We start from the raw sequence: 15,823 nt of genomic DNA, 5'->3' as shown, positions 1-15,823 counted from the left end.
GACGCAGCTGCCCTTTTTCCATTGGCAGGGCGGCAAAGACCGGCTCTAGTGCCCCTGCAATGCAGCCACAGGAGGCCCGTTAATGCCCGTTTCACTGCAAGTCATCTACCCTGTCAGCGCAGAAAGCCATTTCGATCACGGCTATTATGCCGCAACCCATATGGCGCTGGTGGACGCACATATCGCACCGCACACCCAACGCATCGTTGTGACCAAAGGGCTGGCCGGCGACCCGGATGCACCCGCGCCTTATCACGCTGTCGCAACCATGGTCTTTGCCGATCAGGCGGCAATGGATGCAGCGATGCAGGCCGCCGGCCCCGCGCTGGCGGACATTCCGAATTTCACCAACGTGCAGCCGCAGATCCTGATTGGCGAAGTGATCCGCTGAAATGGCGCCGGGCTGGCAGGGTATGTCCCGCCAGCCCGGCCCGGCACAATGGCCGGCAGGTGAGTGGTGGCGCAATCGCCGGACGGTTGCGCTTGCTGCAAATACAAACGCGCAGCAGCCGGATATCCGTCGCAGGTTTCGAAAGCCGGCACACAAAAGTTTTGCAAAAACTTTTGCCAAGGAAATTTGAATTTCCTTGCATCGCCTGCCGCCGCAGCCGTCGCGGATCAGTTCTGCAGCGCGGGCTGTCCCGGATCGAAACCCGCCTCGCGCATCAGCGCTGCGGAACGGCCCTCGACCGCCTCTTCCAGATCTTTCATGAAGGCTTTCGGCCGCATTCCGGGCGCCATCGGTTCAAGGAACTCCACCACCCCAAGCCCCGGGTTTCGCATCAGCCCGTTGCGGGGCCAGAAAACACCGACATTGGTTGCCACCGGAACGCAAGACTGTTTCAGCCCCTCATAAAGCACCGCTGTGCCGACTTTGTATGGTTTCTCGGCGCCCGGCATCACCCGCGTCCCCTGCGGGTAGATCACCAGCTGGCCCGGCTCGCGGTTCTGTGCCGCCACATCCTTGACCATCTTGGCAATCGCCGCGCCGCGCTTGCCGCGGTTCACCGGCACGCAGCCCAGGCGGCGGGCATAGACGCCGATAACCGGGGTCCACAACAGCTCGCGCTTCATGATGAAACGGGCCGAGGGCAGCGCGTTGAAGATGATCAGGATGTCCAGAAAGCTCTGATGCTTGGCGGCGATGATCACCTCGCCTTCGGGCACCGGGCCGCGCACTTCGGTGCGGATGCCGACCATCCAGGACGCGCTCCACAGCACCCAGCGGCAATAGGTCTTGCAGGCCGCGCGGGCGCCCTTGCGGGAGGCGATAGCCCAGGGCGCGAACAGCAGCCCCAGAACCAGCATCGAGGCGTAAACATGAATGTCGAACAGCACCGAGCGCAGCAGCTGGATAAGACGGCTCACGACAGTTCTCCCAATCGTTTGGTGGCGGCGCGGGTGGTGGCGGCAAAGGCCACCAGCGCGCCCAGCGGCGGGATCATCAGCGGCACCAGCCAGCCCCAGCCCTGGAAGCCGAGCCCAGTGAGGAAACCGCCCTCGTCCGAGGCTTCCGGCATCAGCAGCACCCCGATCATGCCCAGGGCAACGCCCGCGGCAGCACCGGTCAGCGCCCGCAGCGTAAAGCGGCGGATGAAGGCCTGGGCGATATAGCTGTCCAAGGCACCCACCAGCCGCAGCACTTCGATCACCTGGGCATTGGCGGCCAGCGCCGCGTTTGCCGCCAGGGTGATCATCGCCGCGGTGGCGCCGCCGATCAGCAGGATCGACACCCAGGCCAGCCGGCGCAGCGAGCGGGCCGCCTCCACCAGCGGCGCGCGCCAGCGGGTGTGGTCGTCCAGCACCGCGCCCGGCACCTCGGCCTGCAGCCGCAGCCGCAAGCCCTGGGCGTCATAGCCGGGATCATCGCCGGTCACCTCGATCAGCTGCGGCAGCGGCAGGCTGCCCGCAGGCAGGCTGGAGCCGAACCAGGGCGCCAGCAAGGCCGCCTGCTCCTCACCCGTCAACGCACGGGCGGTGGCGACACCGGGGGTCTGGCGCAGGATCTCCAGCGCCGCTTCGGTCTGCGCCACCCGCTGTTCGGCCGGGGCGTTGATGCGCAGGGTGGCGGCGCGGGCCAGCTCCGAGGCCCAGCGGTCGGCCAGCCGCCCCGAGGCCATGGACAGCGCCAGTGCGAAAACTGCCAGAAACGCCATCGCCCCGGAGACAAACAATGTCAGATGGGCAGTAAAGCCGCTGGGCGGCACCACCCGGTTGGCCTGGGCATCGCCCAGGACCAGCTTGCGCAGCCTGCTGTCTGTCATAGGTCCGCTCCCGCCAGCTGCAATTGCCGGTTCGAGATCCGCAGCACCCGCGCCTGCACCTGGTTCTTGGCCGCCCGGATCAGCGACAGGTCATGGGTGGCGACCAGGATGGTCTTGCCCATCCGGTTCAGCTCCACCAAAAGCTGCAGCAGCCGCTGCGACATGTCCCAGTCGACGTTGCCGGTGGGTTCATCGGCAATGATCACATCCGGCGACAGGATCACCGACCGGGCCAGCGCCGCCCGCTGGCGCTCTCCGCCCGACAGCTCCGGCGGCAGCGCATGGGCGCGTTCCGACAGGCCGACCCAGTTCAGCAGCTCGTTCAGGTTGGCTTCCTCGTGGTTCAGCTCGCGCCCCGAAACCAGGAGCGGCAGGGCGATGTTCTCGATCACCGGCAAGTGGTCCAGGAACCGGCAGTCCTGATGCACCACGCCGACCCGGCGGCGCAGAAACGCCATCTGGTCGCGGTCCAGCCCGTGCACATCCATGTTGAAGGCCCGCACCCGGCCCGCGGTCGGGTTCAGCGCGCCATAGCACAGCTTCAGCAGCGTGGTCTTGCCGGCCCCCGACGGGCCGGTCAGGAAATGAAAGGAGCCCGGCGCCAGCTGCACCGACACCGCGTTCAGCAGCTCACCGCCGCCGTAGTTGTAGCCCACATTTTCCAGCTCGATCACTGCTGCCCCCCGCTTGCGCCCCTTTGGTGGCGCCCGGGTGTTGTGCCCCAAGGGGCGGGCAGTTTCAATGGGGGCTCTGTTGCGCGGAAGCCGCCGCAGCAGGCGGGCGTGCAGGCGTGCCGCGATTGACACTTTCGCGCCCTCCCCGATCCGCCTATAATCCTTGGAAAAACAACCTGCCGCCTGCTGGCCGGCAGGATGGTGCCGAGGAGAGCATGATGCGCCTGACCTGCCCGAATTGTGCAGCCCAGTACGAAGTGCCCGAGGATGTAATCCCTGCTGAAGGGCGGGATGTGCAATGTTCCAATTGCGGCCAGACCTGGTTTCAGGCAGCAGCGGGCGCCCCGGCGCCGGAAGCGCCCGATGACGGCATAGCGGCAGCACCGGAAGCCGAGGCCGCTGCCGCTGCAGAGACACCGCCCGAGCCGGCTCCTGAGCCAGCCCCGGAACCGGAGCACGCCGAAGACAGGTTTGAAGAAGCCGCAGAGCCCGCCGCTGAGGAAGAGCCGGAGGCGGCAGAGGACCAGCACCTTATTGAGGATGAGGCGGAAGAGCCCGGCGAACAGGCTGACACCGAAGACAAAGAAGACGAACACGAGGACGAAGCGGAGGCCGCGCCTGCGCCGCGCGCGCGCGGGCTGGACCCGGCGCTCAGTGACATCCTGCGCGAAGAGGCCGAGCGCGAAGCTTCGCTGCGGGCTGCGGAAAGCGAAAGCTTGGAAACTCAGCCCGATCTGGGGCTGGACAGCGCCGCGGCCGAGGATGAAGCCGCCCGCCGCACCCGCCAGGCCCGCGACCGCATGGCCCGCATGCGCGGCGAGGACCCGCGCCAGATTGCCGCCGCCGAGAGCGGATCGCGCAAGGAACTGCTGCCGGACATCGAGGAGATCAACTCCACCCTGCGCTCGGCCGGCAGCGCCGCGCCTGCCCCGCAGGCCGCCAGCGAAGAGCCGCCCGTGCGCCGCAAGAGCGGGTTTGCCCGCGGGTTTTCCCTGTCGGTGATCACTGCGCTGGTGCTGGTGATGGTCTATGACAATGCGGCCCTGATCTCCGAGAAGGTTCCGCAGGCGGATAGCGCGCTCAGCAGCTATGTCGGCTGGGTAGATCAGGCCCGGCTGTGGCTTGACGGGCAAGTGAAGTCGCTGACCAGCCCGCAGTAACCACCCGGGCCTGCGGCCAGGCAAGCGGAAAGGCCGGGGCAATGCCCGGCCTTTTGCAATTTCTGCAAATACTCAAAGCTGCATGCGGCCCCGCCGCGCCGCTGCCAGACGGTCCTCAGAACCTGTCCAGCAAGCGCTGCAAATAGCTGCGCTCCCGTTCGTCCCGCGTACGCTCCCCAGCCCGGCGGCGGATGTCCTCCAGCAGATCCCAGGCGCGGCCATAGGCCCCGGGCCGGTCGCCCAGCTTGCCGCCGTCGTCCGTCGATCCATTGTTGCGGCCAAGCGGGTCCAGCCGTTCTCCTCGCGCCGTATCAGAAAGCTGCTGCCCCTGCCCGTTCTGCTGGCCGGGCTGGCGCTGCTGTGCCAGGGCCTCGCCCAGGCTGCGCATGCCCTCGCGCAGAGCCTCCATCGCTTCGGACTGCCGGTCGATCGCCTCGGCGTTGTCGCCGCCGCGCAGGGCATCCTCGGCCCCCTCCATGGCGCGGCCGGCCCGGTCCAATGCCTCCCGCGCGGCATCGCCGGCCTCGCCATCCAGAAAGGGCAGCCCCTCGCGCTGCTGCTGCAGCTGCTGGCGCAGCGCCTGCTGGCGGTCCGCCAGCGAGCCGCCCTGCCCGGGCTGTTCGCGGCCGCCAGAGCCATTGCCGCCGGGGGTGCTGTCCTGCGCGCCCTGGTTGCCTTCACCGCCCTGGCCGCCCTGACCGCCGCCCTGGTGGCTCTGGCCGCGGCCCAATCCGCCGTCGCGGCCTTCATTGCCCTGGCTTTCGCCGCTGCGGGCGCCGGGGTTGAATTGCTCCTGCAGATCCCGGAAGGCCTGGTCCGACAGCCCCTGCTGTTCCCGCAGGGTCTCGCCCAGCCCCTCCATCGCCTCGCGGCCCTGATCGCCGCCCTGGCCCTGCTGCGAGCGGGTCATGCGCATGTTTTCCATCATCTCCTGAAACTCGCGCAGCGCCTGTTCGGCTTCGGCCATGCGGCCCTGCTCCATCAGTTCCTGGATACGGTCCATCATCGCCTGCAGGTCGTCCTGGCTGAGGGTCATCATGTCCTCGGGCATTTCACCCGGCTCCAGGGTCTCGCCATTTGCCTCGGCCATGCGGCTCAGCTGACGCAGGTAATCCTGGGTGGCCTCGCGCAGCTCCTGCATCAGCCGGGCGATCTCCTGCTCCGAGGCGCCGTCGCGCATTGCCTGGCTCAGCCGCTCCTGCGCCCGCCGCATCCGCTCCAGCGCATCGCCGACATCGCCGTCCTCCAGCTGCACCGCCAGATCCCACAGCGCGTCGGAGATTTCCTCCTGCCCCGGCTCTGGGATGCTGCCCTGCACCGTATAGGCCTCCAGCCGCCGCAGAATGGTGCGCAGCCGCAGGTAATCGCCGTAATCGCGGAACAGGCCCGCCGGACGGTACGACAGCGTCCGCAAGACCTGCGCCACCCGCGGCGCATTGGCCCGCGCCCACAGCAGGTCGCGCCGCTGCTCGATCACCGCGGCCGCCAGCGGGTCAAAGAAACGCCGGGTGGTCAGCTCAGTCCCGAAACCGGCCGCCGCCGCGGACTGCCCGGCCTCATCCACCGCCGAGAAGGTGAACACCACCGGCAGGTTGGCCCAGGGATGCCGGGCAAAGTCCTCGATCAGTTTTTCAGTGAAATCCTTGCGCGAGCCGGACAGCGGCAAAGGCAGGTCCAGCACCAGCGCCTCGCGCGCATCGGGCTCGGCGGCCAGGCCGTGGCGGCGTGCCACCGCCGCCAGGTCCAGCACAATCCGCACCTGCCCGGCAGCCACGCCATAATCATCCCCCGCGGCAAAGGCCAGCGAGGTAAAACCGTCACTCTCCAGCTCCGGCTGGCCTGCAACGGACACTTTGGGCGGGTGGTCCGGGATCACCTCCACCTGCCAGCTGCGCCCGCCGCTGCCCTCGATGGCAAATGAGCCGCTGCGGGCAACGGTGAATTCCTGGGCGCCATCACCAGGCGGCGGTGTCTCTGCGCCGGCACCCGAGACGGTCTCTGCCAGGCTCAGCGCCCCCGCCTCGCCGTAAAACCGCAGGGTGACGCGGCTGCCCTCGGGCAGTTTCAGCGCGCCCTCTGCCTGGTCATTCAAATACAGCACCGGCAGACGGGTATAGGCAGGCGGCTCCGCCCAGCCTTCCCAGGCCGGGCCATTCAGCACGGCGGTGCCATCGGCTCCCAGATCCCTGATCGCCGCCACCTGCCAGATCGAGCCGAACAGCAGCGCCACCGCCAGGAACAGCCCCGCCGCGTAGCGCAGGGCGTAAGGGTCGGCCGCATTGACGTTCAGATCCGGAACAGGCGCCCGCGCCTGCGCCGCCGCCGCGGCCATCCGCCGCTTATGCGCCTGCCAAAGCGCGATCGAGGCCGCGTCTTCCGCCCCGATTGCCTGGGTATCCATCAGCGCGGTGACAGGGCGCCCGGGCAGGGTTTCATCCAGCCGCTCCAGCGCCTCACCGCGGCCGGGCCAGCGGAATCGCCAGGCGCCCCAGCCAAAGGCAGCGGTGGCGGTCAGCAGAGCCGCCACGGCACCCGTCCAGACAGCCGTTTCCGGCAGCAGCAGATGCAGCCCCAGCATCAGCGCGGCCAGCACCGCCATCAGCACCGAGGCCAGCGGCCAGAAGGCGCGCATGGCGCGTTCCGCCACAAGCCCGGCCTGCGTCAGCCGCAGGGGCCAGCGCAGGCGTTTCAGGACCGGATCGGCGCCATGTTTTGCCCGGCGGGCGGCTTGGCGGTCAAAGGGCATTCGGGCCTCGCATCACGGGTGGCCCGCGCTGGATCATCTCCCGGATCGCGTCAAAGCCACTCGGGGATGGTATCGCGGTTTATCATTTCGTCAAAGCTTGGACGTGCGCGGATAACCGCGAATTGATCCCCATGCACCAGCACTTCCGGGATCAGCGGGCGCGAATTGTACTCGCTGGCCATCACCGCGCCATAGGCGCCCGCACTTCGGAAGGCGATCAGAGCGCCGGCTTTCAGCGGCGCCAGCGCACGCTGCTTGGCAAAGGTGTCACCGGTCTCGCAGACCGGGCCGACAATGTCATAAGGCTGGCTATCGCTGCCCGGGGCCGGTTCGCGCACCGGCACGATATCATGATGCGCCTCATACATCGCCGGGCGGATCAGGTCGTTCATGGCGCCGTCCACGATCAGGAAATCGCGGCCCTCGCCGGATTTCACATAGATCACTTTCGACACCATCAGCCCGGCATTGCCCGCGATCAGCCGGCCTGGCTCGATCTCGATCTCACAGCCCAGGTGGCCCAGCGTGTCCTTGATCAGCTGGCCGTATTCCACCGGCAATGGCGGCGCCTCGTTGGAGCGCTCGTAAGGAATGCCCAAGCCCCCGCCCAGGTCCAGGCGGCGGATGTTGTGGCCTTCGGCGCGCAGCGTTTCCGTCAGCTCGGCGACCTTCTGATAGGCCAGCCGGAACGGTTCCAGATCGGTCAGCTGCGAGCCGATGTGGCAGTCGATGCCGACCACCTCCAGCCCCGGCAGGGAGGCGGCAAGAGCATAGACCTCCTTGGCACGGGAGATCGGGATACCGAACTTGTTCTCGGATTTGCCGGTGGCGATCTTGGCGTGGGTCTTGGCATCCACATCCGGGTTCACCCGGATGGTGATCGGAGCGACCATGCCCAGCTCCAGCGCCACCGCGTTGATCACCTCCATCTCCGGCTCGGATTCCACGTTGAACTGGCGGATGCCGCCTGTCAAAGCCACGCGGATTTCATCAGCTGTCTTGCCGACACCGGAAAAGACGATCTTGTCTCCCGGCACGCCCGCCGCCTTGGCCCGCAAGTATTCGCCCTGGCTGACCACATCCATGCCGGCACCCGCCTGCGCCAGCGTCTTCAGGATCGCCTGGTTGGAGGCCGCCTTCATCGCGTAGCAGACCAGGTGATCGGTGCCTTCCAGCGCCTCATCGAACAGCTTGAAATGCCGCAGCAGTGTGGCGGTGGAATAGACATAAAACGGGGTGCCCACCGCCGCGGCGATCTCGGAGATGGGAACGTCTTCGGCGTAGAGCGCGCCGTCGCGGTAGAGAAAATGGTCCATGGCCCCGGCTTTAGGGCAAAAGGGGCATATGGATCAAATGATTCCGCCCGCGGCCCGCCGCCTGCAACAAAGCAGCGCTCCCGCCCGCCGCAGACGCATCAAAGATGCGCCCGCGCCCGTTGGGTCCGGCGCCGCGCCTGCGCGCGGCGAAGCCCGCCCTCAACCGGCGTTCCGCTCCGGGCAGACGGGGCAGACGGGGCGCATTGAGTATTTGGACAAAGACGAAGCGCGGACCGTCTCTTCTTCTTTGCCAAAATTCTCACTGCACAACAGAAGCGGCACACCAGGCGCTGGCGGTGTTGCGCAGCCGCCGCACGCCCCTCTCACCGCATCTTAAGCCCGCGCTGCCATGATCCCCCTGATCGCGATCTTCGCCGGGACTGACACCCCCGGCACCTTGGAACAGGGCCCTTTGGCAAGGGCACGCAGAGACAACGTTCAGCGTGCGGGAGGAACCTCCCGTCCCGCCTCCGCCCCCTTGGCGGCGCCGCCACTCCTTACCGCTGGCATTCAGCAGATCAAAAACGAAACGCACAGCAGCAGGCAGCAACCGGACGGGGATCAGCCCCGGACGGCAATTGCGCTGTTCAGAACGTGTGGGAAACGCCCGCGCGGGCATAGCCGGAGACCGAAACACCCGGCTCTGCGGGCTGATGCTTCTGCTGCGCATTCGGCGCGGGAGCGCTGGAAGCAGCCGGCACGCCGGTGTCGCAGGCGGCCAGGCCGGCCAAGGCAAGAAAAACAAACGCAAGCTTCATTCCAGCATCCTTAATGAAAACCGCCCCGGCATCAGCCCGAGGCGGTTCCTAGGTGGTGTTTCTGCATTGCGGCGTCAAGAGCGCCGCAGGCGCTAGAAGCCCAGAAAGACGCTGATCGGGCCCTTGTGCAGCCCAACCGCGCCGCCGGCATGGACTCCGCCGTCACCGACGCCGATCCCGGCGTTCAGGGTCGGCTGCACCGGCTCGCCATCCACCCCGCAGGCCGCCAGCACCGCCAGCGCAAACAAAGCAAAACCCATCTTCCGCATGTTCAGCCTCCTTGATCAGCCCTATCAGCCCTTAGCCCCTGCGGCAGCCGCCGCCTCAGCCCGCCAGGATCTCCTGCCAGCGGGCGACCTGCGCACGCACCTGCGCCGGTGCGGTGCCGCCATAAGACATGCGCGAGTTTACCGAGTTTTCGACACCAAGCACAGTGAAGATGTCTTCGGTGATGCTTTCATGAACGCCCTGCATATCCGCCAGCGTCAGATCCGGCAAATCGCAGCCGCGGCTTTCCGCCATCGCCACCAGGGTTCCGGTCACATGGTGGGCATCGCGGAACGGCACCTTCAGCACCCGCACCAGCCAGTCGGCCAGGTCGGTGGCGGTGGAGAAGCCGGAACCGGCGGCGGCCGCCAGGCTGTCGCGGTTGCCGGTCATGTCGCGCACCATGCCTTCCATCGCCGCCAGCGCCAGCATCCAGTTGTCGGCGGCGTCAAACACCTGTTCCTTGTCTTCCTGCATGTCCTTGGAATAGGCCAAGGGCAGCCCCTTCATCACCATCATCAGCGCGGTATTGGCGCCAAAGATCCGGCCCACCTTGGCGCGGATCAGCTCTGCCGCATCCGGGTTCTTTTTCTGCGGCATGATCGAGGAGCCGGTGGAGAACCGGTCCGACAGGGTGACAAAGCGGAACTGCGCCGAGGACCAGATCACCAGCTCTTCGGCAAAACGGCTGAGGTGCACGGCGCTGATCGAGGCCACCGACAGGAACTCCAGCGCAAAGTCGCGGTCGGACACAGCATCCAGCGAGTTGGCCGCCGGGCGGTCAAAGCCCAGCGCAGATGCGGTCATCTCCCGGTCGATCGGGAAGGAGGTGCCCGCCAGCGCTGCCGCGCCCAGCGGCGATTCGTTCATGCGGGCACGCGCATCGCGCACCCGGGACAGGTCACGGCCGAACATTTCCACATAGGCCATCATGTGGTGGCCCCAGGTGACCGGCTGCGCAGTCTGCAGGTGGGTGAAGCCCGGCATCACCCAATCGGCGCCCGCTTCGGCCTGGCTCAGCAGCGCCTTGATCAGCGCCAGCAGGCCGCTTTCGGCTGCGTCCAGCTGGTCGCGCACCCAGAGTTTGAAATCGGTCGCCACCTGGTCGTTGCGCGACCGGCCGGTGTGCAGGCGGCCCGCAGGCTCGCCGATGATTTCCTTCAGGCGTGCCTCCACATTCATGTGGATGTCTTCCAAAGCGGTGGAAAACTGGAAACTTCCGCCCTCGATTTCTGACAAAACGGTGAGCAGCCCTTCCCGAATGGCCTCGGCATCATTATCCGTAATCACGCCTGTCGCGGCCAGCATCGCCGCATGGGCCCTGGAGCCTGCGATGTCCTGTGCTGCCATCCGCTTGTCGAACCCGATCGAGGCGTTGATCGCCTCCATGATCGCGTCGGGACCTGCGGCAAAGCGGCCGCCCCACATCTGGTTCGAGGATTGATCTGTCATGGTGTGGAACCCCGGAGATAATATGCGTCTGTTTCGTCAGCTTTCCCTTTATATGGCCCTCGCCTTGGGTGCAAATGCCGCGGCTGCGGCAGATCAGGCGCAGCTGGAAGCGCTGCGCGAGGACAGCCTGAAACGGCTGGTCGTGCATTCCGAGCGGCGCGATACTTCCGCCGCGGCGTTCGAACTGGCCGATGGCGCCGACACTGCCAGCCTTACGGATTACCAGGGCAAGGTGGTGCTGCTCAATTTCTGGGCCACCTGGTGCGCCCCCTGCCGCAAGGAAATGCCGCAGCTGTCCGAGCTGCAGGAGGAATTCGGCGGCGAGGATTTCGAAGTTCTGACCATTGCGACGGGGCGCAACTCACCCGCCGGCATCCAGAAGTTCTTTGACGAGGTTGGCATCACCAACCTGCCCCGCCACCAGGATCCGAAACAGGCACTGGCCCGCGAAATGGCGGTGATCGGCCTGCCGATCACGGTGCTGCTGGACCGCGACGGCAAGGAGGTCGCGCGGCTCTTGGGCGACGCCGAGTGGAACTCGGACAGCGCCAAGGCGATCATCAGCGCGATGATCGCCTCAAAGTAGCTTGCGCTTGAAATTCAAGTGAGTAGCTTGGGGGCGGAATACCGGCCCCAGGAGAACATTTTGAGAAAGTATTTTTCTTGCGCAGCGGTAACAGCAACCGCACTCTTAACAATCACCCTCCCCCTTCAAGCGGAAGAAATTTTGCTTGAAGGGCACAGATCCAAGGTAACTGTCCATTCCGATGCGAAACTGACAGGGAATGCGAAAAAGAGATTTGCTTCATTCAGAAAGAACTCCGACTTTTACGCTGCGATGTTTGTTAACCAACAGGAAGACATCGTTGGCATTATTGGCGAAACCACGAACATGGACCTCGCAAGACGCTACGCAAAAAAATCTTGCAGCCTAAAGTCGCAGGATCCAGGCCAGTGCACACTCTATGCGTCGATAAGCCCTAAGAATCCCGCGACTGGAAATGGAACGACTTTGAGTCAGCACGGTAACATTGCTTTTCGAAAGTATCAAAGAATTCAAGTCGGAGGAAAGTTCGGCGCGTTTGCAATGACAGATAACGGAGATACAGGCTTCGTATCGAAACGGGATACGGAAATCGAAGCTACAACTGGTGCATTAAAGTATTGCAATCTCGGTGTCGAAAACAACGCAAAGGTAAACTCAGCTTTCTTTTTCAATAACGTCTTGGATGAGAAGGGCAACAAGTGCCGCGTGATCCACGTAACCCGGCCCTAGCTACTGCCGCCACCTGACCCGGCGGAATTTCGCACTAGTTCATCCCTGAGGGACGTCTCGATAAGGGCGCCCTGGTGTAGGGTGGAGAGTGAAATGAAACCTGTTGTGTTACTGATCGGAAAGCTGCCGCATGTGATCGGCAATGTGGCTGAACAGCTGGATCACCTGCCGATTCAATGGCTTGGCGCGCATGACCAGCCGGAAGTGGTGCGCCAGCTGGAAAACGAGCCGCGTATCGAATGCGTGATCATGGGGGCCGGACTGGATGACCAGACCCGCGGCGACCTCATTGGCATCATCGCCGCGATCCGGCCTGATGTCTGCATCCACCTGAAGGACCGCAGCTCCGGCCCCGAAGGGCTGGTGCCCTTTGTCGAGCAGGTGGTGCAGATGCGGGTGCTGCCGCAGCCGCAGCGCGCCGCAGCGATGGTCTGAGGCCCCGGCCCCGCGGCCAGCTGCGGGAAACGGCCCGGCCCGGCGGCGGCGGCCTGTGCCGCCAGATCACTCAAATGCAATCTTTAATCCCGCATCAACCCTTTTGCGCGATGCTGCGGGGCAAAGCATATTGAGTCTCATCTTTGCCGGAACAGGGCCCTCGCAGCACATGAACAGACGAAACGCCAAGGCAGATCTTCCCGAAGGCTCCGAAAGCCCGCTGAATGCGGCGGTGGCGGGGCGTGACAAATCCACCCTCGAAATGGTTGCCGATGCGGTGCAGCACAATCAGACGGTGCTGGCCTACCAGCCCGTCATGCAGGCGATGGCGCCGCATGGCGTCGCCTTTTACGAGGGTTACATCCGGGTGCTGGATCCAACCGGCCGGGTGATCCCCGCCCGCGAATTCATGCATGTGGTCGAGGACAAGGAAATCGGCCGCGAGATGGACTGCCTGGCGCTGCAGCACGGGCTGCGGGCACTGGACAAATTCCCGAACATCCGCCTCTCCATCAACATGTCGGCGCGCTCCATCGGCTACCAGCGCTGGACCCAGGTGCTGGAGCGTTTTCTGAAACGCGACGCCAACCTGGGCGAACGGCTGGTGCTGGAAATCACCGAAGCCTCGGCCATGGCCGCGCCTGAGCTTGTGACCGATTTCATGGGCCGGATGCAGCAGCACGGCATTGCCTTTGCGCTGGACAGCTTCGGTGCCGCCTCCACCTCGATCGGCAGTTTCCGCCAGTTCTTCTTTGATGCGGTCAAGATCGACGGCCAGTTCGTGCGCGGCATCAGCGGCAATTTCGACAATCAGGCCGTGGTGCGCGCGCTGATCGGCATTGCCAAGCAGTTCGACATGTTTGTGGTGGCGGAATCGGTGGAAAGCCAGGAAGACGCCGAATTCCTGGTCGCCAATGGCGTCGATTGCCTGCAGGGCTACCTGTTCGGCGCCCCCTCGGTCTCGCCGCCCTGGGTCGAAGACATGAAGCAGCGCCAAGAGACCGGCTGACAGCCCCGCCAACCCTGGCGGTGCGCAGCGGATCAAACGCCCGCCCCTCCCCGGGGTCCCGGCGGCGGCCTGCGCCGCTGCGCGGCTCCTGCATACTCCGGTTGCGGCAGCAGCCGCCGGCCGCCCGTTCCCGCCGCCTTTGACCGCAACAGGCTTCTTGACAGAACGGCGCCGGTTTGCCTAAGTCCTGCCATTCTGGTCCGGCTGGGAGACCACCCGGGTAAAAGGGAACACGGTGCGGTGTAGCCAACAGGCGCCAAATCCGTGACTGCCCCCGCAACTGTGAGCGGAGAGCAATGCTGCGATATGCCACTGCCCCAAGGGGCGGGAAGGCGCAGCAAAGCCTCGACCCGCGAGTCAGGAGACCTGCCAGGATGATCACCCTGTCCGGGTGCGGGGCGCGCTGGGGACAACGGACTTCCGTAGTGGTGGCATTTTCACCGTCTGCGGAGGCCATGCCTTCCAAAGACCGACATTTGAACACGCTGCCCGGCACGGGCGGCAGCTTGGCCTGTGCGTATCCCCGCAGGCCGGGAGGAATGGACTATGCGCAAGGCAAGCTTGCCCCTGGCTGCAGCACTGGCAGCCGCCCCCGCAATCGCAACCGCCCAGGAGGAAGACGTTCTGCTGCTGGATGAGATTATCATCTCCGGCGGCCTGACGCCTGTTGAAGCTCAGAAATACGGCCGGTCCGCGTCTGTTGTGACCAGCGGGGAAATTGAAAAACGCGGCATCACCACCGTTCAAGACGCACTTCGATCGGTTCCCGGTGTCATGATCAACGGCTCCGGCGACAGTTTCACCCAGGTCCGCATCCGCGGCGGCGAAGCCAATCACACTCTGATTCTGATCGACGGCATTGAAGCCACCGGCGGCGACCGCGAGTACATCCTGTCCGGCCTGGACACCGCCAATATCGAACGCATCGAGGTTCTGCGCGGCCCGCAGTCGGTGTTCTACGGCTCCAACGCCTCCAACGGCGTGATCAACATCATCACCAAGACGGGCGGTATAGGCACCGAATACGGCGGCAGCGCCGAGGCCGGTTCGGACGGCTACCGGGCCTCTGCACGGGTTTCCACCCGCACCGAGCGCGGCGGCATCACCTTCAGCCTCGCCCATGACAACGACGACGGCTATGACAGCTCCGGCGACGGCGGCGAAGAGGACGGCATCCGCCGCAACACCGCCCAGCTGAAGGGCGACTATCTGGTCACCGACCGGCTAAAGCTTGGCTTCAATTTCCGCACCTCTGATGAACACTATGACAACGACAGCACGACGGATAATGCTACGGTTCCGGCGGGGTATGTGGTGGATGATACCGCACCTTTCAGCGACCGGGAGGAGCAGCAGGCCCAAGTCTACGCCGAATTCGATTCTTTGGGCGGACGTATCAAGCAGCGGCTGTCTTTTGAGCGCACGGATTTCGCCCAGTCCTTCAGCGGCTTCGCCCCTACTGAAACCCAGACGGAAGCTGCCAAATACCTTCTCAGCTTCGGCCTCGGCGGGCAGCGGGCAGACGAAGCGGACCACCTGCTGAATGTTCTGGCAGAATGGGAAGAAGACAGCAGCAGCAGGAACCCGGCGTTTGTCCGTGAAACGAAATCCCTGGCGCTGGAGTACCGCGGCAGCTTTGCAAACGGGCTGGACCTTCAGCTGGGTGTCCGCCATGACGACAACAGCGTCTTTGATGATGCCACCACCTGGACGGCCAGCGCCTCCTACACCTTTGCCGGCAGCGGTGTGCGCCTGCACAGCTCGGCAGGCACCGGTATCGCGAACCCCACCTATTTCGAATTGTTCGCGAATGACACTTTCACAAGCTCGTTTGGGGCATCGACTTTCAGGGGCAATCCAAACCTGACACCAGAAGAAAACCGGAGTTTTGATGTTGGGATCGAAGTGCCGTTCCTGCAAGAGCGCGGTGTTATCGACGTGACCTATTTCAAGGAAACGCTGACCGGAGAAATCGAGAGTTTCTTTGCCGGCACGGATCCGGATCCGGCGATCGGGAGCGTCTTCAACTACCGCAACCAGGCCGGTGACAGCGACCGCGAAGGTTTTGAAGTATCTGCAAGCCTGGATGCCACAGAGTCTCTCTTTCTGAACCTGTCCTACACCTATCTGGACGCCACCAACCCGGACGGCTCGGTCGAGGTCCGCCGTCCGGAGCACGAACTGCTGCTCAGCGCCACCTTGCAGACCTTCAACGGCCGCGGCTCTGTGACCACAGACATCCGTCATGTGGCAGGTAACTGGGACACCCAGTTCTTCGGCTCCTTTGCGACCGCCGAACTGCCGGATTACACCACTGTGAATGTCTCGGCCCAGTATGACCTGACAGACAACCTGGTGCTGACCGGCCGCGTCACCAACCTGTTCGACGAGGAATACTCGGACGTTTGGGGCTACGCCAAGCGCGGCCGCGCGGTCTATGCCGGCATCAGGGCCGAGTTCTGACCC

15 protein-coding genes and 1 riboswitch are annotated in these 15,823 nt (G+C 64.8%); of the genes, 7 read left to right on the top strand and 8 right to left on the bottom strand.

The window, feature by feature from the left end:
* Positions 1-82: 82 nt before the first annotated feature.
* Complete coding sequence (locus ACXAEH_RS19985) at positions 83-391, top strand: EthD family reductase (protein ID WP_475035319.1); 309 nt, start codon at positions 83-85, stop codon at positions 389-391.
* Positions 392-618: 227 nt separating this feature from the next.
* Here ACXAEH_RS19985 and ACXAEH_RS19980 read toward each other — a convergent pair whose 3' ends face one another.
* Genes ACXAEH_RS19980 through ACXAEH_RS19970 form a run of 3 tightly spaced genes read right to left on the bottom strand, consistent with a single transcriptional unit; the run spans position 619 to position 2,938 of the window.
* Positions 619-1,368, bottom strand: a complete 750-nt coding sequence (locus tag ACXAEH_RS19980; RefSeq protein ID WP_475035317.1) for a lysophospholipid acyltransferase family protein — start codon at positions 1,366-1,368, stop codon at positions 619-621.
* Positions 1,365-2,264: a cell division protein FtsX gene (locus tag ACXAEH_RS19975; RefSeq protein WP_475035315.1), complete on the bottom strand. Its 900-nt coding sequence runs from the start codon at positions 2,262-2,264 to the stop codon at positions 1,365-1,367. Before ACXAEH_RS19975 ends, ACXAEH_RS19980 begins: the two co-directional genes overlap by 4 nt.
* A complete protein-coding gene (locus ACXAEH_RS19970; protein WP_475035313.1) occupies positions 2,261-2,938 on the bottom strand; it encodes a cell division ATP-binding protein FtsE in 678 nt (225 codons plus the stop codon). Before ACXAEH_RS19970 ends, ACXAEH_RS19975 begins: the two co-directional genes overlap by 4 nt.
* A 218-nt stretch (positions 2,939-3,156) precedes the next feature.
* Here ACXAEH_RS19970 and ACXAEH_RS19965 point away from each other — a divergent pair, with 218 nt between their 5' ends.
* Positions 3,157-4,098, top strand: coding sequence for a zinc-ribbon domain-containing protein (locus ACXAEH_RS19965; protein ID WP_475035312.1), 942 nt, complete (start codon positions 3,157-3,159; stop codon positions 4,096-4,098).
* A gap of 115 nt (positions 4,099-4,213) precedes the next feature.
* Here the strand turns inward: ACXAEH_RS19965 and ACXAEH_RS19960 are convergent, their stop codons facing one another.
* The 5 genes from ACXAEH_RS19960 to argH form a co-directional block, all read right to left on the bottom strand.
* Positions 4,214-6,844 carry a TIGR02302 family protein gene (locus tag ACXAEH_RS19960; protein WP_475035311.1) on the bottom strand — a complete coding sequence of 877 codons (2,631 nt, stop codon included), beginning with the start codon at positions 6,842-6,844 and terminating at the stop codon, positions 4,214-4,216.
* Between the two features lie 50 nt (positions 6,845-6,894).
* Positions 6,895-8,160 carry a diaminopimelate decarboxylase gene (gene lysA / locus ACXAEH_RS19955; RefSeq protein ID WP_475035309.1) on the bottom strand — a complete coding sequence of 422 codons (1,266 nt, stop codon included), beginning with the start codon at positions 8,158-8,160 and terminating at the stop codon, positions 6,895-6,897.
* A 587-nt stretch (positions 8,161-8,747) separates the two neighbouring features.
* A complete protein-coding gene (locus ACXAEH_RS19950; protein ID WP_475035308.1) occupies positions 8,748-8,918 on the bottom strand; it encodes a hypothetical protein in 171 nt (56 codons plus the stop codon).
* Positions 8,919-9,010: 92 nt separating this feature from the next.
* Entirely contained in the window at positions 9,011-9,187 is a 177-nt protein-coding gene (locus tag ACXAEH_RS19945) for a hypothetical protein (RefSeq protein ID WP_475035306.1), read from the bottom strand.
* Positions 9,188-9,242: 55 nt separating this feature from the next.
* Positions 9,243-10,637, bottom strand: coding sequence for an argininosuccinate lyase (argH, locus tag ACXAEH_RS19940; RefSeq protein ID WP_475035305.1), 1,395 nt, complete (start codon positions 10,635-10,637; stop codon positions 9,243-9,245).
* Between the two features lie 22 nt (positions 10,638-10,659).
* Between argH and ACXAEH_RS19935 the strand changes: the two genes are divergently transcribed.
* The 5 genes from ACXAEH_RS19935 (at position 10,660) to ACXAEH_RS19915 (ending at position 15,820) form a co-directional block, all read left to right on the top strand.
* Positions 10,660-11,223 carry a TlpA disulfide reductase family protein gene (locus ACXAEH_RS19935; protein WP_475035303.1) on the top strand — a complete coding sequence of 188 codons (564 nt, stop codon included), beginning with the start codon at positions 10,660-10,662 and terminating at the stop codon, positions 11,221-11,223.
* A gap of 60 nt (positions 11,224-11,283) precedes the next feature.
* A complete protein-coding gene (locus ACXAEH_RS19930) occupies positions 11,284-11,913 on the top strand; it encodes a hypothetical protein (RefSeq protein ID WP_475035301.1) in 630 nt (209 codons plus the stop codon).
* Positions 11,914-12,006: 93 nt separating this feature from the next.
* Positions 12,007-12,348 (top strand): hypothetical protein, encoded by a 342-nt coding sequence (locus ACXAEH_RS19925; RefSeq protein ID WP_475035300.1) that lies wholly within the window; start codon positions 12,007-12,009, stop codon positions 12,346-12,348.
* A gap of 169 nt (positions 12,349-12,517) precedes the next feature.
* Positions 12,518-13,357, top strand: a complete 840-nt coding sequence (locus tag ACXAEH_RS19920) for an EAL domain-containing protein (protein WP_475035298.1) — start codon at positions 12,518-12,520, stop codon at positions 13,355-13,357.
* Positions 13,358-13,536: 179 nt separating this feature from the next.
* Positions 13,537-13,745, top strand: a riboswitch (cobalamin riboswitch).
* 158 nt (positions 13,746-13,903) lie between these two features.
* Positions 13,904-15,820 carry a TonB-dependent receptor plug domain-containing protein gene (locus ACXAEH_RS19915; protein WP_475035297.1) on the top strand — a complete coding sequence of 639 codons (1,917 nt, stop codon included), beginning with the start codon at positions 13,904-13,906 and terminating at the stop codon, positions 15,818-15,820.
* The last annotated feature ends 3 nt before the right edge of the window (positions 15,821-15,823 follow it).

The sequence above is a fragment of the Leisingera sp. ABM4_060 genome, assembly GCF_056158765.1.
Note: the sequence above shows the minus strand (reverse complement) of the source record. Positions and strands in the feature narration are given on the sequence as shown.